Raw genomic sequence first — 25,855 nt, forward strand, 5'->3', positions numbered from 1 at the left:
AAAAGTGAGTCGCTGTAAGAGCGAAACCCTAAGTGGCCGTTACCGCAGCAACGGATATGTACTCGATCTGATCCAACATCCTCGTCGGCCGTCAGGCCGCCATCGGGGGCAAGTCCCTCCCACAGGAAAGCGAGCGTGGGTCAGTGCCGCAGCAGTTTGCGCAACGGCACACCATCCTTGAGCACCGGTGACTTGATCACGATGTAGCTGAAGTACTTGGAGATGCCAATGTTCTTATCCAACAGGCTCTCGACCACTTCCTGGTAGTGCTGGATGCTGCGAGTCATGAAACGCACCAGATAGTCGTAGCCACCGCTGATCAAGTGGCACTCAAGTACCTCGTCCACCAGGCGGATATTCGATTCGAACTTGGCGAAGTCTTCGCGTTTATGGTCGCTGAGGGTGATCTCGGTAAACACCGTCACCGAGTCGGTGATCTTGGCCAGGTTCAAGTGCGCCTTGTAGCTGGAAATATACCCGGCCGATTCCAACCGCTTGACCCGTTGCAGGCAGGGGCTGGCGGACAGGCCCACGGCATCGGCGAGGCTGACATTGGTCATCCGCCCGTCTTTTTGCAGTTCAACCAGAATACTGATGTCGATCCGGTCCAGCTTGACTTGCCCTTCCATCACGTACCTCTTGACTGCCATTTGTAAGACAATCTTCTAGCAAAATCAGCGCCGTAAAGACAGCTGATGCTGCGCCACCAGATCCGCCATGCTGTTGATGCAGTACTCCGCCGCACAAGGCGAAGGCTGCCGTGCCCGGTGGCGGCCGATCAAACAGCGGTCCAGCGCCCCGTGTGCGCCGACCGCCGGTCGCGTCACATGCAGCACCGGTTGCAGCTGCGCGCCTCGGTCCGTGAGCCATTGCGGGTCTTCGGCGAGGGAAATGAAATCTTCCGGTGCAATCCCCAATCGCTCGCACAACACCCCGCGGTCCTCGGCATCACGGTCGCCACGCACCAGCAAACGGTAGAACTTGCGCAGGTACAGCATGGCCCCCGGCGCATCCTCGAACAACGACCAATTGCCCGCCGAACGCGCAAAGCTCATGCCCTCCTCCCAACTGGCGTGCAGCCCCCAACTTTCGGCCAGTTGGCGATGGGCAAAACACAACACGCCACTGAAACCCAGCTCGGCGAAACGCGGGTAGAGCCTGGCAACCTGCATGTTGAATTCGGCCAGCACCTGATCCTTGGCCGGCTGCCCGCCACGGCTGTCGAGCAGCGGCTGCAACGCCGCCCACACCCCTGAATCGCGATCCACCAGCACTTCATCGCAATCGATCAGCAACGCTCGATAATCTGTCAGTCCCATGTGGGGTCAAGCCTCCAATGCCGCAGTTGGCCCGTAGCGGGCACAGCCTCAGTTCAAGACCCGTGCCAAGGCGCCGTCGAGGATTTCCAGCGCTTCGTCGACCTGGGCTTCGCTGGTCACCAGCGGCGCGAGGAAGCGCAGCACATTGCGATGTACCCCGCACTTGATCACCAGCAAACCACCGGCCCGGGCTGCATCGATCAGGCGTTGGTTGAGGTCGGCATCCGGGGTGCGGGCCGGGTCATCCTTGATCAACTCCATCGCCAACATAAAGCCGGTGCCGCGCACATCGCCGATGCGCGAGCAGCGCGCCTGCAAATCGAGCAACCCCTGGCGCAGGCGCTCGCCCAGTACTTGGCTGCGCGCCAGCAACTGCTCCTGCTCGAACGCATCGATCACCGCCAACGCCGCCGCACAGGCCAGCGCATTACCACCGTAGGTGCCGCCCAGCCCGCCGGGCAGCGGTGCATCCATGATGTGCGCCTTGCCGACCACGCCGGACAACGGCAAGCCGCCGGCCAGGCTCTTGGCCACGGTAACCAGGTCGGGCTGGATGCCCGCGTGCTGGAAACCGAACCAGGTGCCGGTGCGACCGAAGCCGGTCTGGATCTCGTCGAGGATCAACACGATGCCATGCTTGTCGGCCAACGCTCGCAGCGCCTGGAGAAACTCAGGGGGCGCAGTGAGGAAACCGCCGTCGCCCTGCACCGGTTCGATGATGATCGCAGCCACCCGCTCCGGCGCTACCTGGGTCGCCAGCAACTCATCCAGGGCCTTGAGCGCGATGTCACTGGTCACGCCGCGATAAGCGTTCGGGTAAGGGGTATGGAACACCTCCGGCGCAAACGGCCCGAAGTTCTGCTTGTAGGGCTGGCTCATGCCGGTGAGCGTGGTGCCCAGCAATGTGCGCCCGTGGAAACCGCCACGGAAGGCGATGACCGCCGAGCGATTGGTATGGGCGCGGGCGATCTTCACCGCATTTTCCACCGCCTCGGCGCCGGAGGTGAAAAACGCCGCTTTATAGGCTTCCTGGCCGCCGATCATTTCACACAGGCGCTGGGCCAGGTCGAGGTAAGGCTGGTAGGCCACCACCTGGAAGCAGGCATGGGAAACCTTCTGCAACTGGGCCTGCACGGCGGCGACCACCTTGGGGTGGTTATGGCCGATGTTGAGCACGCCGATACCGCCGACGAAGTCCAGGTAACGCTTGCCATCCACGTCCCACAATTCGGCGCCCTGGGCGCGGTCGATCACCAGCGGGTGCGCGGTCACCAGGCCACGGGGCACGAACTGCTCGCGCTGACGGAGCAAATGAGGGGTTTCGTCGACTTTGCTATTCATGGCATTTCCCATCGTGAGTCCGGCAACCGGAAGGTGGTTGCGATGCAGTCCAGAGTACGGCCTGCGGGCAACCAACTACGCCGAACTTGCCCCGTGAGAAATTCGGATCAACTGTTTTCGCCCCGCGTTTCAACAGATCCTGCGCCGGGCTTTGGGCGATGATGATGCTTCCGTTTATCCAGCAGGAAATGCCCATGGCCTTGCTCTACAAAGCTGACCCGGTGCGCGGCCGACACTGGCAGGCACTGTTCGCCCAACACGCGCCGGACATCGAATGGCGCACCTGGCCCGACCTCGGCAACCCCGCCGAGGTCGACTACCTGGCCGCCTGGCAGGCGCCGGACGATCTGGCGCGCGTGCTGCCCAACCTGAAGGTGTTGTTTGCGTTGTCGGCCGGTGTCGATCAGTTGGACCTTGATCGCCTGCCTGCGGGCCTGCCGGTGGTGCGCCTGTTGGATCCGGGCATCACCCGCGGCATGTGCGAATACGCCAGTTGGGCGGTGCTGAGCCTGCACCGGGATATGTTGCGCTACCGCCAGCAACAGGTGGCGCGCTGTTGGCAGGCGCACCTGTTGCATCCGGCTGCGAACCGGCGTGTGGGGGTAATGGGGTTGGGTGCCCAGGCCCAGCAGATCCTGGCGACCTTGGCACCGCTGGGCTTTGCCCTGTCCGGCTGGGCGCGCAGTACGCACCGGGTGCCGGGGGTGGAGTGTTATGCGGGGGAAGCGCAACTCCCGGCGTTTCTCAGCCAGTGCGATATTTTGCTGTGCGTGTTGCCGTTGACGGAGCAGACCCAGGGGATCCTGGACCGGCGCTTGTTTGCGCAACTGCCACGGGGGGCGGGGTTGGTGAATATGGGCCGTGGGGGGCACCTGGTTGAAGAGGATTTGCTCGAGGCGCTGGAGAGTGGGCAGTTGAGTGGGGCGGTGCTGGATGTGCTGCGGGAAGAGCCGGCGACGCCGGAGCATCCGTTTTGGGAGCACCCGCAGGTGTTGTTGACGCCGCATATTGCGGCTATGACCCAGCCGGAGAGTGCGTTTGGGGTGTTGTTGGAGAATATTCGGCGGTTTGAGCGGGGGGAGGAGATGGTGGGTGAGGTGGATCGGTTGCGGGGGTATTGAGTACCTATTCGGTTCCAAGGCCGTCGGTTCCAAGGCCGCAAGAGCAGGCCAAGGTTTACCTGATGTATGCAGATCAAATTGTGGGAGGGGGCTTGCTCCCGATGGCGGTGGGTCAGTACCAGATGCATCCACTGACACCGCCTCATCGGGAGCAAGCCCCCTCCCACATTTTTAACCCAGTACATCAGGCAGAACGCCGATCGGCTATAAGGCCGCCGCGCGTTGATCAATTCGCCTCAGCCAACCGCGTCGCAATTGCCAATCCCACATCCTGAGTCGATCCCCGGCCCCCCAGATCCGGCGTGACCCCCCCTTCTGCAATCACCGCCTCAATCGCCCGCAATATCCCATCATGCGCGTCCCGATAACGCCCTTCCCCATTGCCCAAAAAGTCCAGCATCAATGCCCCCGACCAGATCATCGCAATCGGATTGGCAATGTTCTGCCCATAGATATCCGGCGCCGACCCATGCACCGGCTCGAACAATGACGGAAACCGCCGCTCCGGATCCAGGTTCGCCGACGGCGCGATCCCGATGGTCCCCGCACACGCCGGCCCCAGGTCCGACAGGATGTCGCCGAACAGATTCGAGGCCACCACCACATCAAAGCGGTCCGGCTGCAACACAAACCGCGCACACAGGATGTCGATGTGCTGCTTGTCCCACGTCACCTCGGGATAGTTCGCCGCCATCAATGCCGTGCGTTCATCCCAGTAAGGCATGCTGATGGAAATCCCATTGGACTTGGTCGCCGCCGTCAGCTTCTTGCGCGGACGAGTCTGGGCCAGGTCGAAGGCGAACTTGAGAATGCGATCAACCCCACGTCGAGTGAACACCGATTCCTGCAGCACGAACTCATGCTCGGTGCCTTCAAACATCTTGCCGCCCACCGAGGAGTATTCGCCCTCGGTGTTTTCGCGGATCACCACAAAGTCGATGTCCCCCGGCGCGCGCCCGGCCAGAGGGCAAGGCACGCCGGGGAACAGCCGCACCGGGCGGATGTTCACGTACTGGTCGAAGTCGCGGCGGAACTTGAGCAGCGAGCCCCACAGGGAAATATGGTCCGGGACTTTGTCCGGCCAGCCCACGGCGCCGAAGTAGATCGCGTCAAAGCCCTTGAGCTGCTCGAACCAGTCCTCGGGCATCATCTGCCCGTGTTCCAGGTAGTAATCGCAGTGGGCCCAGTCGAGCACTTCGATGCTCAGGTCCAGGTCCCAGATCCTGGCGGCCTGCTCCAGTACCCGCAGCCCTTCGGGCAGGACTTCCTTGCCGATGCCATCGCCGGCAATCGCGGCGATTCTGAATGCCTTGCTCATGGTGCATGCCTCGCAAAAATTCAGTTCAGCCCACCGATATGGAAGGCTTTGACTTCAAGGTATTCGTCCAGGCCGTACTTGCTGCCTTCGCGCCCCAGGCCCGATTGCTTGATGCCGCCGAACGGCGCGACTTCCATCGAGATGATCCCCGTGTTGAGCCCGACCATGCCGAACTCCAGGGCCTCGCCAAAGCGCCACGAACGCTGCAGGTCCTGGGTGAAATAGTAGGCGCCCAGGCCGTACGGGGTGGCGTTGGCCAGGGCGAGGGCCTGGGCTTCGTCGGTAAAGCGCATCAGCGGTGCCACCGGGCCGAAGGTTTCTTCATTGGCCAGCAACATCCCGGCGAGGGTATCGCCAAGTACCGTGGGCTGCACAAACTGGCTGTCACCGCTGGGGACGGCGCCGCACAGCAGCCGGGCGCCCTGGCTCAGGGCGTCGTCGATATGCCGCGCGACTTTGCTCACCGCTGCGGGGTTGATCAGCGGGCCGATGGTCACGCCGTCGTCCAGGCCGTTGCCGACCTTGAGCTTGCCCACCTCTTCCACCAGCCGCGCCGCGAAACGCGCGTAGATACCGTCCTGCACCAGGATGCGGTTGGCGCACACGCAGGTTTGCCCGGCGTTGCGGAACTTGCTGAGCATCACCCCGGCCACCGCCTGCTCCAGGTCGGCATCGTCGAACACGATAAACGGCGCATTGCCGCCCAGTTCCAGGCTCAAGCGCTTGATGTGCTCGGCGCTCTGGCGCATCAACAGGCGGCCGACGGCGGTGGAGCCGGTAAAGGAAATCTTGCGCACCGCCGGGTTGCCGGTCAGCTCTTCGCCAATGCCGGCGGGCAAGCCGGTGATCACATTGAACACCCCGGCCGGAATGCCGACGCGCTCGGCCAGCACCGCCAGGGCCAGGGCCGACAGCGGCGTGAGGTCCGAGGGTTTGACGATGATCGGGCAACCGGCGGCCAGCGCCGGCGCGCATTTGCGCGTGATCATCGCGTTGGGGAAATTCCATGGGGTGATGGCGGCGCATACGCCCACCGGTTGCTTGAGGGTCAGCAAACGCCGATCACCGCTGGGCGCGGGCATGGTTTCGCCGTAGACCCGGCGCGCTTCCTCGGCGAACCATTTGACGAAACCGGCACCGTAGCGCACTTCGCCACGGGCTTCGTTCAGGGGTTTGCCCTGCTCGCAGGTCATGATCAGCGCCAGGTCATCGAGGTTGTCGATCATCACCTGGTACCAGCGCTCCAGCAGCGCCGCGCGTTCGGCAGCCGGGCGTGCGCGCCAGGCCGGCCAGGCACGCTCGGCGGCTTCGATGGCGCGGCGGGTGTCCACCGCGTCCATGGCCGGCACCTGGGCAATCAAGTGGCCGGTGGCCGGGTCGCGGATGTCCAGGGTGGCGCCGCTGTCGGCAGCGATCCACTGGCCATCTACGTAGGCGAGTTCAGCCAGCAGGCTGGGGTCTTGCAAGCGATTCTTGAGCATGGTCGAGTCCTGATCCGAGACACGCTCCAGTCTAGGGAGGCGCCGCAAACGAGGATGCCGAAAGCGCGGTTAAAGCAGCGTGCCGTGCTGAAATTGCGTTCAGGACGGCAGGCTCTGCTAGGCCGTCAGCGAACCGAGCAAGCCTTGCAAAAAGCGCTCGCCGGCGTCCATCTGGCTGATCTCGATAAACTCGTCGGGCTTGTGCGCCTGCTCGATGGAGCCCGGCCCGCACACCACCACCGGTACGTCCAGGCGCTGCTTGAACAGGCCGCCTTCGGTGCCGAACGAGACCTTGGAGGTGCCGGTGCCCGGCGCGGCGAATTGCTTGAGAAAGTGCACCGCCTCGACACTGGGATGGGTGTCGAGGCCAGGATAGACGTTGATCGTTTCGATCTCGATGGCCGCCACGCTGGACAGCTTCTGCGCCTCACGCACGATCACCTCGGCGCGCTCGCGCATCTGCTCCAGGAACGCGTCCAGGTCGTCGGCCGGCAGGTTGCGCACTTCGAAGTCCAGGGTGCACAGGTTGGGCACGATATTCAGCGCCTTGCCGCCGATAATCTGACCCACATGCACGGTGCTGTAGGGCACGTCATAGTCATTGTCCTGGGCACCATGGCGTTGCAATTGCTGCTGGCTGTCACGCAGGGCGGCAATAAAGTCGCAGGCCACGTGGATGGCGTTAACCGAGCGCGGCGCCAGGGATGAATGCGCCTCCTGGCCTCGGCAGTACGTGCGGTAGGACCCCTTGCCCTTGTGGCCGAGTACAAACTGCATGTTGGTCGGCTCACCGATCACACACAGAAACGGCCGCACCGGCGCCAGGTGCAGCACGTCGAGCAAGCGCCGCACGCCGACGCAGCCGATCTCTTCGTCATGGGACAGGGCCAGTTGCAGCGGGCGGTTCAGGCTGTGGTCGGCGGCGTCCAGCATGGCGTCGATGGCCAGGGCGATAAAGCCCTTCATGTCGCAGCTGCCACGCCCATAAATGCGCCCGTCCTGCACGGTGGCGGCAAAGGCGGGAAAGGTCCAGGCCTGCCCCGCCGCCGGCACCACGTCGGTGTGCCCGGACAGCAGCACGCCGGGCTGTTCCCTGGGCCCGGTGCTGGCGAACAGGTTGGCTTTCTTGCCGCTGGGGTCCTTGACGATCAGCGACTCGATGCCCTTGCCCAGCAGCAGGTCGCGCACATATTCAATCAAGGCCATGTTCGACTCCGATGACACGGTGTCGAAGGCCATCAGCTGTTTCAGAATCTCCAATACGCGGGGTTTCATGAGGCCTGGCTCCGTTGCTCGTCAGGTAAGGCGAACCGGGTGATGGAAAATGGCTCGATCGGGGTACTGGTGCTGCCAGTGGCGAGCAGCTCGGCCATCACATCGCCGACGCCCGGGCCAAGCTGGAAACCGTGGCCGCAAAACCCGAAGGCATAGAACAGCCCGTCAACCGTACCGCTGGGGCCCATCACCGGCAGCGAGTCCGGCAGGTAGCCTTCGATGCCGCTCCACACGCGGATGATGTTCAGGTTGCCGACGCCCGGCAGCAGGCGGCGCATCTGGCTGACCTGGTTGAGGATGCTGCGCGGTTCCACATAGGCGCGGCGGTTGAGCATGTCCGGCTTGCTGCGGTAGCCGCCGCCGATGACGATATTGCCCCGGGGAATCTGGCGGAAGTAGATCACCTCTTCGGGCACCTTGGTGTACACGCCGATCACGGTGGGCAAGGCATAAGGCACCGGCTCGGTCACGGCCATTTGCGGGCCGTGGGTGTCCAGCGGCACCGGTTCGCCGAACTGCGCCGAGAGCTTCTGGCCCCAGGCGCCGGCGGTGATCAACAGTTGCGCGGCGTGGAACTGGCGGCCGTCGGTGGTGGTGACCTGGAAGTCGGCGCCGACCTTCTGCACCTCGGCCACTTCGGTGCGTTCTTCGATCTGCGCGCCCAGGCGCCGGGCGGCACGGGCAAACGCCGGCGCGGCCAGGCGCGGGTTGGCATGCCCGTCGTGGGGCGCGTAGGAGCCGCCCTTGACGTCCGGGCCGAGGAAGCCGAAGCGTTGATGCAGTTCGGCGCCACGATAAATCTTCAGGTCCAGTTGTTGCGCTTCCGGTGCGGCGGCGTAGGCCTCCAGCTCGGCAATTTCATCCTCGCGGTAACACACGCGCATATGCCCGCTGGGGATGAATTCCAGGTCGTCGTCGATCAGTTCCGGCAGGCGCTTCCACAGCGCCCACGAGCGGTTGGCCAGGGCCAGTTGGCCGAGGAAACGCCCTTGCCGGCGCACATTGCCAAAGTTCACACCACTGGCGTACTGGCCGATCTGGTCGCGCTCCAGCAGGATCACCGACTGCCCGCGACGGCGCAGAAAAAACGCAGTCGCCGAGCCCATCAGCCCCCCGCCGACAATCACCACATCGGCTTTTTGCACACTCATGACGAGACCTCCTCGGTGATCAGCATCGATAACGGTTTGACCGGCGCCTGGCCGCGCTGGCGCCCGACCGCCTGCACCGGCACGCCGGCAGCGGCGGCGATCACTTCGGCCCCGGCCTGGGAGCAATAACGCCCCTGGCAACGACCCATGCCCACGCGGCTGAACGCCTTGGCGCGATTGACTTCGCAGGCGCCCTTCTCTTTCACCGTGCGCCGTAACTCGCCAGCGCTGATCATCTCGCAGCGGCACACGATGGCGCTGTCCGGCAACGCCTTGGCCTGTTCGCTCGGCCACGGGAACGCCTGGGCCAGGCCCAGGCGGAATTGATCCATCACCGCCAGGGCCTGCTGTTGCTCATCCCGCAGGCCGGTGTCCACCGGTTGTTGCAGGTCTTCCAGCAGCGCCAGCGCCACCAGGCGCCCGGCATGCTCGGCGGCATCGGCGCCGCGAATTTTCGCACCGTCACCGGCCGCGTACACGCCCTTCACCGAGGTGCGCCCGGCGTCATCCGTGGCCAGCCACCATTGGCTTGATGCCTCATCGAACGCCATGCGACAGCCGGCCAGGTCACCCAGCTGGGTTTCCGGGCGCAGGTGGTAACCCAGCGCAACGGCATCGGCCTGCACCGTGACGGCCTGCCCGTTGCCAGTGGTAAAGCGCACACCGCTTACACCATTGGCCGCGTCGCCCATCACTTGCAGCGGCTTGACCCCCAGGTGCACCGCCACCTTGGCGCGGTACAGTTGCGCCAATAGCTTGATCCCGGTGAACAGCACGCCAGGCCGCGCCAGCAGTTTGGGCAAGGCTTTCAGACGCAGGCTCAGAGGCGAGGTGTCGAGCACCGCCGCCACCTCGGCGCCGGCCTTCACGTACTGGCTGGCGACCAGGTACAGCAACGGCCCGCTGCCCATGAACACCACGCGATGACCGATGGACACGGCCTGGTTTTTCAAGGCGATCTGCGCCCCGCCCAGGCTGTAGGTGCCCGCCAGTTGCCAGCCCTCGATGGGCATCAGGCGGTCGGTGGCGCCGGTGCAGAGGATCAGTGCATCGTAATCCACCGTGGTGTGGCGGCCCTGGCTCACGCAGCACAGTTGCCCCGGCGTGAGGTTCCACACCAGGGTGTCGGGGCGGTAGTCGATGGCGTCGCGCAGGCGGTCGAAACTCTGGTGCAGCGCCTGGGCCTTGGCGGCCTCGCTGCCGTACAGGGTCGAGTAGTCGCGGGTGAAGCCTTCTGGCTGACGCCGATAGATCTGGCCACCGTCGCGGCGGTTTTCATCGATCAGGATCGGTTTGATCCCGGCCGCCAGCAGGGTTTCGGCGCAGCGCGCCCCGGCCGGTCCGGCGCCCACAATAACTACCCGTGCAGTGGCCATGTCGCCTCCGGTTGTGTGGTAACGATGTCCAGCCCGTCACGGACTTCATTGGAACAGGCGCGCAGGCGTTCGCCGCTGCGGGTCCACACCCAGCAATCCTGGCACGCGCCCATCAAGCAGAAACCGGCGCGGCGGCCGCTGTCGAATTCCGACTGGCGCAGCGCGTTGCCCTGGGTCAGCAGCGCGACCATCAAGGTGTCGCCCTGCAGGGCTTGGACGGCGGCGCCATCCACGGTCAGGCTGACCGTCGGCCGGCCCTGTTCGGCCAGCCTCACAAAACGCACGTTCATGCATAGGCTCCCACAGTGAGGGTGTTGACGCCCTGCTGGGTATCCAGCAAATGGGCGCTGTCGTGGTGGCAAAGGATTTCACCACCGTCGTCAAGGCGGCGGCGCGGCGGCGCGGTGCGGTTGCACAGGCCGTCGACGCGCACCGGGCAGCGATTGAGGAAGGTGCACAGTTCCGGCCCATTGGCCCGCTCGCCGAGCGCTGGCAGCGTGTCGCCTGCAGTACCGCAGGTTTCCAGCCAGCCCTGGCGCAACTCGGGCACCGAGTGAATCAACAGGTCGGTGTAGGGATGGAACGGCGGCTCGGCAAACGCCTGGCGACTGCCGGCCTGGACCTTGCGGCCGCTATACATCACCACAATGTCATCGCACAGCGCGCGCACGGTAGAAATGTCGTGGCTGATAAACAGGTACGACACCCCCAGTTGCTGGCGCAGGTCGCGCAGCAGTTCGAGGATCGCCGCCCCCACCACGGTGTCGAGGGCCGAGGTCACTTCGTCGCAGAGGATCAGGTCGGGCTTGGCCGCCAGCGCGCGGGCCAGGTTGACCCGCTGCTTTTGCCCGCCGGACAGCTCATTCGGGCGCCGTTCGGCGAGGTCACGGGGCAGGCGGACCAGGTCGAGCAGTTCGCCGATGCGGGCTTGCAGCGCCGCGCCCTTGAGGCCGAAATACATTTTCAACGGCCGACCGATGATGGCCGCCACGCTGTGCATGGGGTTGAGCGCGGTGTCGGCGTTCTGGAACACCATCTGGATCCGCCGGAACTGTTCCGGGGTGCGCTCGGCGAGGCTGCCGCCCAAGGGCTGCCCGTCGAAGGCCAGGCCGCCGAGGGCCGGGGTCAGCAGCCCAGCCACCACCCGGGCCAGGGTGGACTTGCCCGAGCCCGACTCGCCGATCACGCCGATGGCCTGGCCACGGCGCACGGTGAGGTCGATGTCTTCCAATACCCGAATCGACGGCATGCCGTGCAGGTTCTTGTTGCCGTAGCCGGCGGTGAGGCCGGTGATGGTCAGCAGCGGTACCTCCCCGGCGACGCCGCAGGGCGGACGAATGCTGCTGTCGGGCCGTGCGGCGGCCAGCAGGCTGCGGGTGTAGGCGTGGGTCGGGGCATTGAGCAGCGGCGCCGTGGCGCTCTGTTCGAGGATCTGCCCGCCGTTGAGCACCACGATCTGGTCGGCCATTTGCGCCACCACTGCGAGGTCGTGGGACACGTACACCGCCGTGGCACCGCGCTCGCGCACCACGCGTTTGAAGGCGCGTAGCACGTCGATCTGGGTGGTCACGTCCAGGGCGGTGGTCGGCTCGTCGAGCACCACCAGCAGCGGGTCGCTGATCAGCGCCATCGCCGCCATCACCCGTTGCAGCTGCCCGCCGGAGACCTGGTGCGGGTAGCGTTGGCCGATGCGTTCCGGGCCCGGCAGCGCCAGGTCGCGGAACAGGCCGATAGCCTTGGCGTGCAGCTCGGCGCGCGTGCCCAGGCCGTGGATCAGTGCGCCTTCGATGACCTGGTCGATGAGTCTTTTCGCCGGGTTGAATGCGGCGGCGGCGCTTTGCGCGATATAGGACACACGGTTGCCGCGCAGGCCCTGCAATTGGTGTTCGCCCAGGGCGAGCATGTCGTGCTCGCCGACCTGCACCACGCCGCCGGACAAGCGACACCCGCGCCGTGCATACCCCAGCAAGGCCAGGGCGATGGTGGTCTTGCCCGAGCCGGACTCGCCGATCAATGCCAGCACTTCACCTTGTTTCAGGGCAAAGCTCACGCCCTTGACGATTTCCACCTCGCCGCGCTCGCCACAGGCGACCACGCGCAGGTCTTCGACGCGAATCAATTCAGTCATTTCAATGGCCTCCCGTGCGTCGACTACGTCGCGACGACAGATAGTCGATCAGCAGATTCACGCCGATGGTCAGCGTGCCGATGGCCAGCGCCGGAAGGATGATGGCCAGCGCGCCCTGGTTAAGGCCGCCGATATTTTCCCGCACCAGCGAGCCGAGGTCGGCGTCCGGCGGTTGCACGCCCAGGCCAAGGAAACTCATGCCGCTGAGCAACAGCACGATGTAGCCGAAACGCAGGCCCAGGTCGGTCAGGACCGGGTTGAGCATGTTCGGCAGGATCTCCATGCACGCCACGTACAACCGGCGCTCGCCACGGGTACGCGCGACCTGCACGTACTCCAGGGCTTCGATATTGACCGCCATGCTGCGGGCGACGCGGAACGAGCCGGGGATATAGCTGATCACGGCCGTACAGATCAGCAACGTCACCGATGAGCCAAAGGCCGAGACCATGATCAGCGCAAGCATTTTGCTCGGGATCGAGATGAAGGCATCCATGATGCGACTGATGATTTCGTCCAGCCACTTGGGCGAGACCACCGACAACAGCGCACACCCGGTGCCGAAGGTGCTGGCCAGTAACGCCGCCACCAGCGCCAGCCCGACGGTGAACCGCGCGCCCACCAGCACCCGGCTGAGCATGTCGCGGCCCAGGTAATCGGTGCCGAATGGATGCGCGAGGCTGAAGCCTTCGAAGATGTTATCGGACACCACCTCCCCCACCGGGTGAGGTGCCAGCCACGGGCCGAGCAGCGCCACCAGCAGCCAGGCGACGCACACCACGCCGCCCAGCAGCCCCAGCCACGACGGGCCGCTGGACACCTTGGCGAGTGCCAGGGCGGAGGAGACAGGCTTGGATTTCGCAATGAGGTTGTTCATTGGTTTCTCAGCCTCGGATTGGACAGGATCGCGCACAGGTCGGCGAGCAGCACCAGGCCCAGGTAGGCCGCGCAGAACAACATGGTGCACGCCTGCACCAGCGCCATGTCGCGGTTGGTCACGGCATCGACCATCAAGCTGGCAATGCCGGGGTAGTTGAAAATGGTTTCGACAATCACCACCCCGCCCAACAGGTACGACAGGCTCAGGGCGATGGCGTTGGCAATCGGCCCGATCGCATTGGGCAAGGCATGGCGCAGCACGATGCGGATCGGGCTGACGCCTTTGAGGCGGGCCATTTCCACATAGGGGCTGTCGAGCTGGTCGATCACGGCGGCGCGGGTCATGCGCGCCATTTGCGCGACGATCACGCAGCACAGCGTCATCACCGGCAAGGCATAGGTGCGCAGAAATTGCAGCGGTGAGCTGATGTCGCTGGCATAGGAGAGGGCCGACAACCAACCGAGGTTGACCGCAAAAATCAGCACCGCCAGGGTCGCCACCAGGAATTCCGGCACCGCGACCATCGCCAGGGTGATGAAGCTCAGGCAACTGTCGATGCGCCCGCCCCGGCCCATCGCCGAGCCGATGCCGAGCACCAGTGCCACCGGCACCGAGACCAGCGCCGTGGCGCCCGCCAGCATCAGGGTGTTGGGCACCCGGCCCGCCATCAGCTCACCGACCGGCATGGCGTTGGAGACCGATACGCCCATGTCGCCAGTGAGCAGGCTCATCAACCAGTGCAGGTACCGCAACACACCGGGCTGGTCCAACCCCAGTTTCAGGCGCAGGGCCGCCACCTGTTCAGGGGTCGCGAACTGGCCCAGGGATTGTTGCGCCGCGTCCCCCGGCAGTACCGCCGTGATCGCGAACACGACCATGGACACGATCAACAAGGTCAAGGCCCCGGCGCCGAAGCGCCGGCCGATCAACCACAGTGTATTGCTATTCATCCCACCACCCTCCTCAAGCGTCCAACCACACCTGCTCGGCAAACATGTAGCCCATGAAACCGCCCAGTGGGTTGCTGTCGTAGCCTTTGATGCGCTGGTCGACGCCATCGATATTGCTGATGAACACCGGCACGCCGATGCCGCAGTGGTCGTGCACCAGGACCTGCATGTCGCCATACATCTTGGCGCGCTTGGCGTCGTCGGTTTCGCCACGGGCCAGCATCAGCAACTGGTCGAATTGCTCGTTCTGCCAGCCGGACTCGTTCCACGGCGCCTTGGACTGGAAGAACTGCGAGAACATCACGTCGGCATTCGGCCGCGGGTTGATGTTGCCGAAGCTCAGCGGGTGCTTCATCCAGTGGTTGGACCAGTAGCCGTCGCTCGGCAGGCGGTTCACGTCGAGCTTGAGCCCGGCCTGTTTGGCCGACTGCTGCAACAGCACGGCGATGTCTACCGAGCCGGTGGCGGCAGGCGAGGCCATCACGGGCATGGTGATGCTTTCCATGCCGGCTTTCTTCAGCAGGAACCTGGCTTTTTCCGGATCGTAGACCGTCTGCGGCAAGTCGGTGTTGAAGTAGCGCGAACCCGGCGCAATCGGGTGGTCGTTGCCCACCACCGCAAAGCCACGGAATACGGCGGACTTGACCTGTTCACGGTCGAGCAGCAGCTTCATGGCCTGGGTGAATTCCGGGCTTTTGCCGGGCAGTTGGTCCTGGCGAATGATCAAGTCAGTGTAGTTGCCCGACGGCGCGTCGACCACGCGGTGCTTGGCGCTGGCCTTGATGCGCGTGGTGGAGCGCGGGTTGACCTCGTTGATCATGTGCACGTCGCCCGACAGCAGTGCATTGACCCGCGATGGCTCGTCGGCAATCGCGATGAACTCGATCTCGTCGAGGTACGGCAGGCCCGGTTTCCAGTAGTTCTTGTTGCGCACCGCAATCGAACGCACGCCGGGCTTGAACTCGCCCACGGTGAACGGTCCGGTGCCGATGCCTTTGCTGAAGTCGCTGGTGCCCTCGGGGACGATCAACAGGTGTGACACCGCGAGGATCGACGGCAACTCGGCGTTGGCCGCGCTGAGGCGGATCTGCACTTCGTTCGGCCCGCTGGCCTTGATCTCGGCGAACTGCTCCATCAACGGCATGACCTTGGAACCGGTCAGCGGGTCTTTGTGGCGGTTCAGGGAGAACACCACGTCGGCGGCGGTCAGGGCCTTGCCGTTGTGGAAGGTCACGTCCTTGCGCAGGGTGATGGTCCAGACAGTGGCGTCGGTATTGTCGATGCGCTCGGCCAGTTCCAGTTGCGGCACCAGTTGCTTATCGAAGCGGGTCAAACCGTTGTAGAACATGTAGTGGCGCACATAGTCGGTGGACAGCGCGCCCTTGGCCGGGTCGAGGGTATCGGCGGTGGAGCTGGACATGCCGGCCACGCGGATCTTGCCGCCTGGCTTGCCTTTGCCGGCCACGGCGGCCTCGTCGGCGAACAGCTTGCCGGCGGCGCCGAACAGGCTGCCGGCACCGGCGGCGGCGACACCGGCCACGCCCAGCATTTGCAGGGCGTTGCGGCGCGACATGCCACGGTTGAGACGTTCGAACACCCGCAGGCTGTCCTGGCCGGAGATGAGTTCGGGGGTGTTTTTGTTGTCAGTCATAGCAAGGCTACCTGTCGATAATCGGAAGAATCGAGTGCTCACGGATGTCCGGAGCGTCCTGGAAACACAAACGACGGTGACGCAACAACGGCAACTCAGTGCAAATAGTCCTGGAAGCGGTAGTAAGCCCCCACGAACGGCAGGAACCACGGCTTGCCGAAATGCCCGGGAATCGCCGGCCATTCCAGTTCGCGCCAGGGGTTGGCGGCGGTATTGCCGGCCATGACATCGGCCATCACCTGGCCCATGTGCACCGACATCTGCACGCCATGGCCGCTGTAGCCCATGGAGTGGAACACGCCGCCATGCTGGCCGGCGCGGGGCAGGCGGTCGGACGTCATGTCCACCAGGCCACCCCAGCAGTAGTCGATCTTCACGTGCGCCAACTGCGGGAACATGTTCAGCATCGCCGCTTGCAGTACCTTGCCGCTCTTGGCGTCGGAGACACTGTCGGACATCGCAAACCGCGCACGTCCGCCAAACAGCAGGCGGTTGTCCGGGGTCAGGCGAAAGTAGTTGCCGATCATGCGGCTGGTCACATAGGCGCGATGTTGCGGCAGCAACTGGTCGATCAGCGTCTGGGGCAAGACTTCGGTGGCGATGACAAAACTGCCCACCGGCACAATCCTGCGGCGGTACCAACCCAGGTCGCCATGCTGGCAGGCACCGGTTGCCAGCAGGACTTGCCCGGCGTGCAGTGAACCCTTGGCGGTGTTGACCTGATAGCCGCCGGCCTGGGCCTTCCAATCCTTGACGGGGGTGTGCTCGTAGATCATCGCACCACGCCGCGCCGCCGCTTCGGCCAAGCCGACCCCGAAGCGGCCGACATGCATCTGCACGCCGTTGCGCTGCAGCAGGCCGCCATGAAACTGCGCCGAATGGACTTCAGCACGGGTCTGTTCGGCACTGAGCAGCTCGACCTCGGCATCCACCTCCTGGCGGATCAGCTCGCAGGTGCGGGCTAGGCCTTCGTAGTGCATCGGCTTGGCCGCCAGCTTGAGCTTGCCGTTGCGCACCAGGTCGCAGGCGATCCCTTCCTGCTCGACCAGTGACACCACCGTCTGCACGGCACTTTCATAGGCCTGGTAATAGGCGCGTGCCTTGGCGGCACCGAGGCTGGCGTGCAGCCCGGCGTAATCCTGGGCCACCCCGGTGTTGCACTGCCCACCGTTGCGCCCCGAGGCCTCGCCGATCACCCGCCCGGCGTCGAGCACCACCACACTGGCGCCCTTGAGCGCCAACGCCCGCGCCGCCGCCAGGCCGGTGAACCCACCGCCGACCACAGCCACATCGACCTGCTTGGGCAAGCCGCCCAGCTGGGCACCGGTAAACGCCGGTGCGGTGTCGAGCCAATAGGATTCACTGCCCATGTCTTGCCCTCAGAGGTGTGCGGTTACAGACCGACCAGCGCCGGCAGCCCACCGATATCGGGGATCTGCTGGTAACTGTAGAACGCGTTGCCCGGCACTTCGTGGCCACGGGCAACGAAGGCTTTGTTTTTGATCTTCATGTCATGGGCCGGCATCAGGTCGTAACGGAAGCTGGACGACACATGCAAGATGTCTTCCGGGCCGCAGCCGAGGTTGTCGAGCATGAATTCAAACGCGGCCAGGCGCGGCTTGTAGGCCTGGGCCTGCTCGGCGGTGAACACCTTGTGGAACGGCGCGCCGAGCTTGTCGACGTTGGACATGATCTGGCTGTCGCTGGCATTGGAGAAGATCACCAGGGGAATCTTGTCGGCAATTTTCGACAGCCCGGCCGGCACGTCTGCATGGGGGCCCCAGGTCGGCACGGCGTCGTAATACAGCTGGCCTTCCTCGCGATAGTCGATACCCCAGCGTTTGCAGGTACGGGCCAGGGCGGTCTTGAGGATTTCATCGTAGGGGCGCCAGTCGCCCATGACCTGGTCGAGGCGGTAGGCCGAGAAATCCTTGACGAACTGGTCCATCTGCTCGGGCTTGATGCGATCGGCAAACAGCTCGCGGGTCATGGTGCCCATATGGAAGTTGGTCAGCGTACCGTAGCAGTCGAACGTAATGAATTTGGGACGAAGAAAGCTCATTGAGTGCGGTCCTGGAGTTCGTTGAGTGTGACAAGCGTTCGCTGCCCTGGCGGCGCGTCGGCCTCGTTGCAGCACAGGTTCATTACACCACTGTGAAATCAGCATATGCCGTCTAAAACGACCTGCGCTCAATACAAACCACCGTTTTGGTGGCCGGGCTCAGCAGACTTTGCGGTGCGCGCCAGGCTTGGGCAGGGCCAGTGTTTGTGCGCTTTTAGGGGGCTTTTGGGGGTGCAGAGGCTTAAGCACGGGGGTGGGGGCGGCAGAAAGTGTGGCGGGTTGATGGGGTGTGAACGAAAGCAGGCCGAGGACTACCTGATGTATGCAGATCAAACTGTGGGAGGTGGCTTGTCCTAATGCCAGTCAGTTAAGGCTTTTTGTAGGAGCGAGCTTGCTCGCGAAAAATTCACAGGCGCCGCGTTCATTCAGGAAGCACGCGTTATCGTTGACGTTTTTCGCGAGCAAGCTCGCTCCTACAGGAGGCGACGTACGCTTAACTAGCTGGCATTAGGGCAAGCCCCCGATGGCAGTGGGTCAGCTACAGATGCATCCACTGACACGGCCTCATCGGGAGCAAGCCCCTCCCACATTTTTAACCGTGTACCCCCGCCCTACTCCAGTTGGCTCCAACGCCAACCCCATGGCATTTGCTGCTGCCCCCCAACCCCAATTAAGTAGTAACTGTGGTCTCGCCCCACACACCACGAGGAATCTACCGAATATTCCCGCCCCCCTTGCCAGCCCTCAACCCAGGTGGGATACAAGCACCCTGACGCCACAATTAACAACGCTCCGGAGGCTCGCCATGTCCGCCCTGCCACACCCCACTTATCTCTACCGCCCAATGACCGCAGCCGACCTCCCGGCCGCCCACGATTTGTCGGTGCAACTCAAATGGCCCCACCGCCTGGAAGACTGGGCAATGTTGCAACGGGTCAGCGACGGCTTCGTGGTCATGGATGGCGAGCGGCTGATCGGCAGCGCGTTCACCTGTCCCCAGGGCGACTACGCCACCATCGGCCTGGTGATCGTCAGCAATGACTACCAGGGCCAGGGCATCGGCCGGCGCTTGATGGAGAAGGCCATTGCCGCCTGCGATACGCGCACGCCGGTCCTCAACGCCACCCTCGCCGGCGCGCCGTTGTATGCCAGCCAGGGGTTCGTCGAGTTCGGCCGGGTGCAGCAGCATCAGGGCCAGGCGTTGGTGCCCGCCCTGCCGACGCTTGCCGACGGCGAAACCTGCCGGGCGCTTAACGCCGATGACCACGCCAGCCTGCTCGCGCTGGCCAAGGCCGCCAGTGGTATGGACCGTCGTGAAGTGCTGCGTGACCTGCAGGTGGAGCACGCCGTGGGTATCGAACGCGACGGCCGCCTACGCGGCTTCGCCCTGCTGCGGCCGTTTGGGCGTGGGCGTTGCATCGGCCCGGTGGTGGCGGAAAATATCGAGCAGGCCAAGTACCTGATCGCCACCTTGCTGGCCCAGGTGCCGGACACCTTTGTGCGCATCGACATTCCCGTCGCCTGTGGCCTCAGCGACTGGCTCGAACAGGCCGGCCTGAAGAACATCGACACCGTCGCGCAAATGGCCCTGGGTACGCCGCCCCAGGCCAGCCAAGGCGTACACCCCTTTGCCCTGATCACCCAGGCGATCGGCTGACTTTTCTCCCGGAGCACTCCCCATGTCATCTCCCCGTATCCTGCTGTTGGCACGCGCCGACGGCAGCCGCGTTGCCACGTCTTTCAACAAGGCCGCCTTGAGCGCGCTGGACCCGTTCGGCGACAGCCGCCACCTTGCCTGGATGGGCGACGATGGCGTGTCCGCAGGCGTGGTGTCCTTCAGTGGCGAAGCGGTGATCGAAGATTTCCCCCATAGCGAAACGCTGGTGGTACATGCAGGCCATGTCGTACTCAGTGCCGCGAAACAGACCTTGGAATTGGACGTCGGCGCCAGCGCCGTAATCGGCTTCGGCACACGCCTCACGGTGCAGGCCAGTGCAGGCAGCGAATGGGCGTTCTGCGCGGTCGACCAGGCCGATGCCCCGGTGTGCCCCGGCCTGACCCTGCTCGACCCGCACACCCTGCTCAACCCCTCCGCCGCGCCGGAACCCCAGATACTGATCGGCCCCACCCCGCAGTGCCGCGCATTCAACCTGTTCGACGATGCCGTGACCGAGCTGCGCGTCGGCATCTGGGACTCGACGCCCTACGCCCGCCACGGCCGCCCGCACAAACTGCATGAATTGATGCACCTGCTCGAAGGCCGCGTCACTCTGCTGGACAACGAGGGTGGCGAGGTCACGATAAAAACCGGAGACACGGTATTCGTGGCCAAGGGCGCGCCCTGCGCCTGGACCAGTACGGTGTACGTGCGCAAGGTCTACGCGGTGAAGTGACTCAGGCCTTCAACGCCTCTTCCAGAAACGTCACCAACGCCTGTACGCGCGGGCTGCGCAGTTTTCGCGACGGCACCAGCAGCAGCACCGGTGCGCTGTCAAAGCCCCAGTCCGCCAACACACGTACCAGGCTGCCGCTGGCCACGGCGTCACTCACGTCCCACTGCGAACGCAGCACCAGCCCCAAGCCTTGCTCGGCCCAACGCCGGGCAACGCTGCCATCGTTGCTCAACAACGCAGGTTCCACGCGCAGGGTCTTGCGGCTCTGGCCTTTGCGCAGGTGCCACAGGGTCACGTCCTCATCATTTTCGCGAATGCAGATGCAGCGATGGGACGCCAGCTCATCCGGCGCAGACGGCACGCCGTGGGCGTGCAGGTAGGCCGGGCTGGCGCACAACCAGCGCTCGTTTGGTGTCAGTGGCCGCGCGGTCCACAGGCTGTCATTCAGATGGCCGATGTGAACCACCGCATCGCTGTCATGGCGATCGGGCCAGGGCGTCTCGCGCAAATCCAGCTGCAAACACAGCTGCGGGTGCAGTTTGGCAAACCGCGCCAACAGCGGTGCGATGCGCTGGCGGCCATAGCCAAACGGCGCCGCCACCCTCAAGGTGCCCACCAGGGTTTCATCCTTGTGCCGGAACGACTCCGGCAGCGCCTCAAGCTGTTCCAGCAACAGCGCGCTCTCCCGCGAAAACCGCTCGCCATCCGCCGTCAGGCTGAGGCGCCGCGCATCGCGATTGGCCAGGCTCAGCCCGAGCAGCGCCTCCAACTTGCGCAGGCGCATGGACAACGCCGGCGGCGACACATTCAGGGTGCGGGCGGCGGCGCTCAGCGACTCCGAGCGGGCCAGGGTCACGGCAAGGCGAAGGTCTTCGATGGAAATCATTCAATTTTACTTAATGATTGATGAGCGCTGATTGAACCACACGTTAACAAGAGCTGAGTAGAGTGCAGCCTGTACCCAGCCACGCGAGCTCCGCCATGTCCACGCCGATTGCTTCCCTCGACACGCCCGCCGCGCTCGTCGACATCCCGCAGATGCAGCGCAATATCCAGCGTATGCAACAACGCATGAGCAGCCTGGGCGTGCGTTTGCGCCCGCATATCAAGACCAGCAAGTGCCTGCCGGTGATCCACGCCCAGATCGCCGCCGGGGCCAGCGGTGTGACGGTGTCCACCCTCAAGGAAGCCGAGCATTGTTTCGCCGCCGGTATCCGCGATGTGTTCTACGCCGTGGCGATGGCCCCGGGCAAACTGCCCCAAGCCCTGGCCCTGCGGCGCAAAGGCTGTAACCTCAGCCTGCTCACCGACAGCGTCCCGGGCGCCGAGGCCATCGTCGCTTTCGCACAGCAGCATGACGCACGCTTCGACGTGTGGATCGAAATCGATTGCGACGGCCATCGCTCCGGCCTGGCCGCCCACGACCCGGTACTGATCGACGTCGCCCGCATCCTCAGCGACGGCGGCCTGCACCTGCGTGGGGTGATGACTCACGCCGGTTCCAGTTACGAGCTCGACAGCCTTGAGCCCCTGCAAGCACTGGCCGAACAGGAACGCGCACTGTGCGTGCACGCCGCAGACACCCTCCGCGCAGCCGGGCTGGCGTGCCCCGAGGTCAGCATCGGCTCCACCCCCACGGCCCTCTCGGCGCTGAACCTGGACGGCGTCACCGAAGTACGCGCAGGTGTGTATGTGTTCTTCGACCTGGTCATGCGCAACATCGGCGTGTGCCAGGCCGATGAGTTGGCGTTGAGCGTACTGACCACCGTGATCGGCCATCAGCCGGACAAAGGCTGGATTATCACCGACGCCGGTTGGATGGCCATGAGCCGCGACCGTGGCACCCAGCGCCAGCGCCAGGACTTCGGTTACGGCCAAGTGTGCAGCGAAGCGGGCGACTGGATCGACGGCGCGCGGGTCACCGCTGCCAACCAGGAACACGGCATCGTCACCCTGGGCGCTGCCCACAGTGACGCGCTTGTCACGCGCTTCCCCATCGGCAGTCGGCTGCGCATCCTGCCCAACCATGCCTGTGCCACCGGCGCGCAGTTCCCGGATTATCACGCCGTGGAGGCCGATGGCAGCGTGCACACCTGGAGTCGCCTGCATGGCTGGTAATCGCATCCACTCGATTCATAGCACCCACGCGGCACCGCCGGGCGGGCACTATTCCCAGGCAGTGGCACACAGCGGCGTGCTGTATGTATCGGGGCAACTGCCGGTACGCGCCAATGGCGAGCACAGCGCCGGGCAACCGTTCGCAGTGCAAGCCTCGATTGCCTTGGATAACCTGGTGGCGATCCTCGGTGAAGCGGGCCTGAGCCCCGGCGACCTGCTCAAAGTGACGGTGTACGTGGTCGGCATAGAACACTGGCCCGCCTTTGATCAAATTTACGCGCGCTACCTGGGTGAACATAAACCGGCCCGCGCCGTGGTGCCCGTGCCGGTGTTGCACCATGGCTACCTGATCGAAATCGACGCAGTGGCCCGTACCGCACAGGAGCAGCCTGCATGAACCCGCAAAAAAGCGCTGTGCTGATCATCGGCGGCGGCATCATGGGCGCCTCGTCGGCGTTTTTCCTGCGCCGCCACGGCTGCTCGGTCACGCTGCTGGAACGCGACCAGATCGGTCAGTACGCCAGCGGTGTGAACTTCGGCAATGTGCGCCGCCAGGGCCGCTACCTGGGGCAACTGGAACTGGCCAACCGTTCGTGGGCGCTGTGGAAACGCCTGCCGGAGTTGATCGACGAAGACCTGGAATTCATCCCCAGCGGCCACATGCGCGTGTGCTATCGCGAAGATGAAATCGCTGAACTGGAGGCCTACGCCGCCGCGCCGGAAGCCGCGCAACTGGACCTGAAAATCTATCGCGGCGCCGAGTTGCACCAGCGTTTCGGTTTCCTCGGCCCCGAGGTGAAAGGCGGCTCCTACGCGCCCCACGACGGCCACGCCAATCCTCGCCTGGCGGCACCGGCATTTGCCCGCGCCGCACAGCGCCTCGGGGCGCGAATCGAGGAAAAAACCGAAGTCGCCGACGTGGAAAAGGTCAACGGCCTGTTCCACGTCACCACCACCGACGGTCAGTTGTTTGTTGCCGAGCAACTGTTGATTACCGCCGGCGCCTGGGCCGCGCGCCTGTCCGAGCGCTTCGGCGAGCCGGTGCCGCTGGAGCCCAACGGCCCGCAGATGTCGGTGACGGAACCGGTGCCCTACGCCTTGCCCACCGTGATCGGCGTGTTCACCAAGATCAAGGAAGAGGTGATCTACTTCCGCCAGATCCCGCGCGGCAACATCATCATCGGTGGCGGTGCCCGCTGCACGCCGGACATGCTCAACCGCCGCGCGTTTTTCAAGCCCGAGAGCCTGCTCAACCAGATGCGCCAGATGAAACGGCTGTTACCGGGCGCCGAGAAGCTGAACATCATCCGAGTGTGGAGCGGCATCGAAAGCTACACACCCGACTCCCTGCCGGTGATGGGCCCCAGCGGCAGCGTGGACGGGCTGTTTTATGCCTTCGGCTTCTGCGGCCACGGCTTCCAGCTCGGCCCGGGCGTGGGGGATGTGATGGCCGAACTGATCAGCACCGGCAGCACCAGCACCTTGATCAGCCCGTTCGATATCCGGCGCTTTACCCAACCTTCGACGGTGCCGGCAAACGCCCCCACCACAGGAAAACTCATATGAGCCTCACCCGCCTGCCGGATTCAGCAGATTATCCCTTGCAGCGTTGAATAACGGCATCTTTGCGCGGGAGCCTTTTGCTAGCTTATCCGGACACCGGGCCGTGCTGTTTGCAGCGCCTATTACCGCTCCAGGGAGCCAGTTGGATGACCACTCAATCTTCAAACAGCTACAGCGTTGATGCGCAAACGGCTCACCAGTTTTACATCAACGGTCGTTGGACGTTCCCGGCGATCCCGGCGACGCTGCCGGTGGTCAACCCGGCCAATGAAGCCGTGGTTGCCGAGGTGGCACGCGGGTCTGCCGAGGATGTCGACCGGGCCGTTACGGCGGCACGCGGGGCGTTCGCCGGTTGGTCTGCGACCCCGGCTGCTGCGAGAGCCCAGGTGCTGGGGAAAATCCACGAACTGATCCTTGAGCGCAAAGAGCAGTTGGCACAGGCGCTGTCCCTGGAAATGGGCGCGGCCATTGGCTTCGCGCGGGCCATGCAAGTGCCGCTGGCGGCCGAACACGTGCGGGTCGCCCGTGACCTGCTGTCCAGCTATCGCTTCCAGACCGTGGAAGGCGGCACCGCAATCGAGCGCGAGCCCATCGGCGTGTGCGGGCTTATCACGCCGTGGAACTGGCCGCTGTATCAAATCACCGCAAAAGTCGCCCCGGCCATCGCCGCCGGCTGCACCGTGGTGTTGAAACCCAGCGAACTGTCGCCATTGAGCGCCCTGCTGTTTGCGCAACTGGTGCATGACGCCGGCCTGCCGCCTGGGGTGTTCAACCTGGTGAACGGCAGCGGTGCCGAAGTCGGCGCGGCCATGGCGGCCCACGTGGACATCGACATGATCTCCATCACCGGCTCCAACCGCGCAGGCGCGTTGGTTGCCCAAGCGGCCGCGCCGACAGTCAAGCGGGTCACCCAGGAACTGGGGGGCAAGTCGCCGAATGTGCTGCTGCCCGACGCCGACTTCGCCAAGGCTGTGCCGCTGGGGGTGATGTCGGCGTTTCGCAACGTCGGCCAGTCGTGCAGCGCGCCGACCCGCATGATCGTGCCGAGAAACCGCCTGGCCGAAGTCGAAGCCCTGGCGGCGGCTACCGCAAATGCATTGATCGTGGGCGACCCGCAATCGGAACAGACGCAGTTGGGCCCGATTGCCAACGAAGCCCAGTTCCATCGCGTCCAGGCCATGATCCAGGCCGGCCTCGACGAGGGCGCCAAACTGCTGTGCGGTGGGCCGGGACGGCCGGCGGGTTTTGACAAGGGCTTCTATACGCGGCCGACGGTTTTCTCCGACGTGGACAACGCCATGCGCATTGCCCAAGAGGAAATATTTGGGCCGGTGCTGTGCATCATTGCCTATGACACGGTGGATGAAGCCGTCGCCATCGCCAACGACACGGTATACGGGCTGGGCGCCCATGTTCAGGGACAGGACCTTGATCTTGCGCGGGCTGTGGCGTCGCGCATACGGGCAGGCCAGGTGCACCTGAACCATCCGGCGTGGAATCCGATGGCGCCGTTTGGGGGCTACAAGCGCTCGGGAAATGGGCGGGAGTATGGGGTGCAGGGGTTTGAGGAGTATCTGGAAACCAAGGCGATTATTGGGTTTGGCGAGTGAGTGATGGGCCTTTATCAAACTTAAAATAACTTATTGATTTTAAAGGGTTAAATTTTCACTCTAAAATCTTGAGTCTTGCATAAACAATTTCAGGCGACCGCATTCTTGTGGTGAGCGG

Annotated in this window: 23 protein-coding genes; 7 read left to right on the plus strand and 16 right to left on the minus strand. The window is 64.3% G+C overall.

Annotated features, from left to right (window positions below; genetic code table 11):
• Positions 1-140: 140 nt before the first annotated feature.
• The 3 genes from V3W40_RS08800 to gabT are packed head-to-tail and all read right to left on the minus strand — an operon-like array spanning position 141 to position 2,660.
• Positions 141-629, minus strand: a complete 489-nt coding sequence (locus tag V3W40_RS08800; protein WP_010449292.1) for an Lrp/AsnC family transcriptional regulator — start codon at positions 627-629, stop codon at positions 141-143.
• 45 nt (positions 630-674) lie between these two features.
• Positions 675-1,319, minus strand: coding sequence for a 2-haloalkanoic acid dehalogenase (locus tag V3W40_RS08805; RefSeq protein WP_330214856.1), 645 nt, complete (start codon positions 1,317-1,319; stop codon positions 675-677).
• A 48-nt stretch (positions 1,320-1,367) separates the two neighbouring features.
• Complete coding sequence (gene gabT / locus V3W40_RS08810) at positions 1,368-2,660, minus strand: 4-aminobutyrate--2-oxoglutarate transaminase (RefSeq protein ID WP_141606817.1); 1,293 nt, start codon at positions 2,658-2,660, stop codon at positions 1,368-1,370.
• 194 nt (positions 2,661-2,854) lie between these two features.
• Here gabT and V3W40_RS08815 point away from each other — a divergent pair, with 194 nt between their 5' ends.
• Complete coding sequence (locus tag V3W40_RS08815; RefSeq protein ID WP_330214934.1) at positions 2,855-3,781, plus strand: 2-hydroxyacid dehydrogenase; 927 nt, start codon at positions 2,855-2,857, stop codon at positions 3,779-3,781.
• Between the two features lie 226 nt (positions 3,782-4,007).
• Here V3W40_RS08815 and V3W40_RS08820 read toward each other — a convergent pair whose 3' ends face one another.
• The 12 genes from V3W40_RS08820 to V3W40_RS08875 form a co-directional block, all read right to left on the minus strand.
• Entirely contained in the window at positions 4,008-5,099 is a 1,092-nt protein-coding gene (locus tag V3W40_RS08820) for a tartrate dehydrogenase (protein ID WP_330214857.1), read from the minus strand.
• Positions 5,100-5,119: 20 nt separating this feature from the next.
• Positions 5,120-6,580, minus strand: a complete 1,461-nt coding sequence (locus tag V3W40_RS08825) for an NAD-dependent succinate-semialdehyde dehydrogenase (RefSeq protein ID WP_330214858.1) — start codon at positions 6,578-6,580, stop codon at positions 5,120-5,122.
• A gap of 117 nt (positions 6,581-6,697) precedes the next feature.
• Positions 6,698-7,855 carry an acetylornithine deacetylase gene (gene argE, locus V3W40_RS08830; RefSeq protein ID WP_330214859.1) on the minus strand — a complete coding sequence of 386 codons (1,158 nt, stop codon included), beginning with the start codon at positions 7,853-7,855 and terminating at the stop codon, positions 6,698-6,700.
• Positions 7,852-9,006 carry an NAD(P)/FAD-dependent oxidoreductase gene (locus V3W40_RS08835; RefSeq protein ID WP_330214860.1) on the minus strand — a complete coding sequence of 385 codons (1,155 nt, stop codon included), beginning with the start codon at positions 9,004-9,006 and terminating at the stop codon, positions 7,852-7,854. The genes argE and V3W40_RS08835 overlap by 4 nt, the downstream gene beginning before the upstream one ends.
• On the minus strand, positions 9,003-10,382 hold the full coding sequence (locus tag V3W40_RS08840; protein ID WP_330214861.1) for an FAD/NAD(P)-dependent oxidoreductase: 1,380 nt from the start codon (positions 10,380-10,382) through the stop codon (positions 9,003-9,005). The genes V3W40_RS08835 and V3W40_RS08840 overlap by 4 nt, the downstream gene beginning before the upstream one ends.
• On the minus strand, positions 10,364-10,672 hold the full coding sequence (locus V3W40_RS08845) for a (2Fe-2S)-binding protein (protein ID WP_330214862.1): 309 nt from the start codon (positions 10,670-10,672) through the stop codon (positions 10,364-10,366). Before V3W40_RS08845 ends, V3W40_RS08840 begins: the two co-directional genes overlap by 19 nt.
• A complete protein-coding gene (locus V3W40_RS08850) occupies positions 10,669-12,510 on the minus strand; it encodes an ABC transporter ATP-binding protein (protein WP_330214863.1) in 1,842 nt (613 codons plus the stop codon). Before V3W40_RS08850 ends, V3W40_RS08845 begins: the two co-directional genes overlap by 4 nt.
• 1 nt (position 12,511) lies before the next feature.
• A complete protein-coding gene (locus V3W40_RS08855) occupies positions 12,512-13,387 on the minus strand; it encodes an ABC transporter permease (protein WP_330214864.1) in 876 nt (291 codons plus the stop codon).
• On the minus strand, positions 13,384-14,340 hold the full coding sequence (locus tag V3W40_RS08860; RefSeq protein WP_053138848.1) for an ABC transporter permease: 957 nt from the start codon (positions 14,338-14,340) through the stop codon (positions 13,384-13,386). Before V3W40_RS08860 ends, V3W40_RS08855 begins: the two co-directional genes overlap by 4 nt.
• A 13-nt stretch (positions 14,341-14,353) precedes the next feature.
• A complete protein-coding gene (locus tag V3W40_RS08865) occupies positions 14,354-15,991 on the minus strand; it encodes an ABC transporter substrate-binding protein (protein ID WP_330214865.1) in 1,638 nt (545 codons plus the stop codon).
• 95 nt (positions 15,992-16,086) lie between these two features.
• On the minus strand, positions 16,087-17,361 hold the full coding sequence (locus tag V3W40_RS08870) for an NAD(P)/FAD-dependent oxidoreductase (protein WP_330214866.1): 1,275 nt from the start codon (positions 17,359-17,361) through the stop codon (positions 16,087-16,089).
• Between the two features lie 23 nt (positions 17,362-17,384).
• The gene (locus V3W40_RS08875) at positions 17,385-18,053 is read right to left on the minus strand and encodes a haloacid dehalogenase type II (RefSeq protein WP_053138855.1); all 669 of its coding nucleotides are present in this window, start codon (positions 18,051-18,053) and stop codon (positions 17,385-17,387) included.
• An 805-nt stretch (positions 18,054-18,858) separates the two neighbouring features.
• Between V3W40_RS08875 and V3W40_RS08880 the strand changes: the two genes are divergently transcribed.
• A complete protein-coding gene (locus V3W40_RS08880) occupies positions 18,859-19,710 on the plus strand; it encodes a GNAT family N-acetyltransferase (RefSeq protein ID WP_065948057.1) in 852 nt (283 codons plus the stop codon).
• Positions 19,711-19,732: 22 nt separating this feature from the next.
• A complete protein-coding gene (locus V3W40_RS08885) occupies positions 19,733-20,446 on the plus strand; it encodes a cupin domain-containing protein (RefSeq protein WP_330214867.1) in 714 nt (237 codons plus the stop codon).
• A gap of 1 nt (position 20,447) precedes the next feature.
• Here V3W40_RS08885 and V3W40_RS08890 read toward each other — a convergent pair whose 3' ends face one another.
• Positions 20,448-21,332 carry a LysR family transcriptional regulator gene (locus V3W40_RS08890; RefSeq protein WP_330214868.1) on the minus strand — a complete coding sequence of 295 codons (885 nt, stop codon included), beginning with the start codon at positions 21,330-21,332 and terminating at the stop codon, positions 20,448-20,450.
• Positions 21,333-21,427: 95 nt separating this feature from the next.
• Between V3W40_RS08890 and V3W40_RS08895 the strand changes: the two genes are divergently transcribed.
• From V3W40_RS08895 to V3W40_RS08910, 4 genes are all read left to right on the plus strand, one after another.
• Positions 21,428-22,564: a DSD1 family PLP-dependent enzyme gene (locus V3W40_RS08895; RefSeq protein ID WP_330214869.1), complete on the plus strand. Its 1,137-nt coding sequence runs from the start codon at positions 21,428-21,430 to the stop codon at positions 22,562-22,564.
• Positions 22,554-22,961, plus strand: coding sequence for a RidA family protein (locus V3W40_RS08900; protein WP_330214870.1), 408 nt, complete (start codon positions 22,554-22,556; stop codon positions 22,959-22,961). Before V3W40_RS08895 ends, V3W40_RS08900 begins: the two co-directional genes overlap by 11 nt.
• Entirely contained in the window at positions 22,958-24,130 is a 1,173-nt protein-coding gene (locus tag V3W40_RS08905; protein ID WP_330214871.1) for an NAD(P)/FAD-dependent oxidoreductase, read from the plus strand. The genes V3W40_RS08900 and V3W40_RS08905 overlap by 4 nt, the downstream gene beginning before the upstream one ends.
• 143 nt (positions 24,131-24,273) lie before the next feature.
• Positions 24,274-25,737 carry an aldehyde dehydrogenase family protein gene (locus V3W40_RS08910; protein WP_330214872.1) on the plus strand — a complete coding sequence of 488 codons (1,464 nt, stop codon included), beginning with the start codon at positions 24,274-24,276 and terminating at the stop codon, positions 25,735-25,737.
• Positions 25,738-25,855: the final 118 nt, after the last annotated feature.

The sequence above is a fragment of the Pseudomonas sp. AM8 genome, assembly GCF_036346475.1.
Taxonomy (GTDB): Bacteria; Pseudomonadota; Gammaproteobacteria; order Pseudomonadales; family Pseudomonadaceae; genus Aquipseudomonas; species Aquipseudomonas marginalis.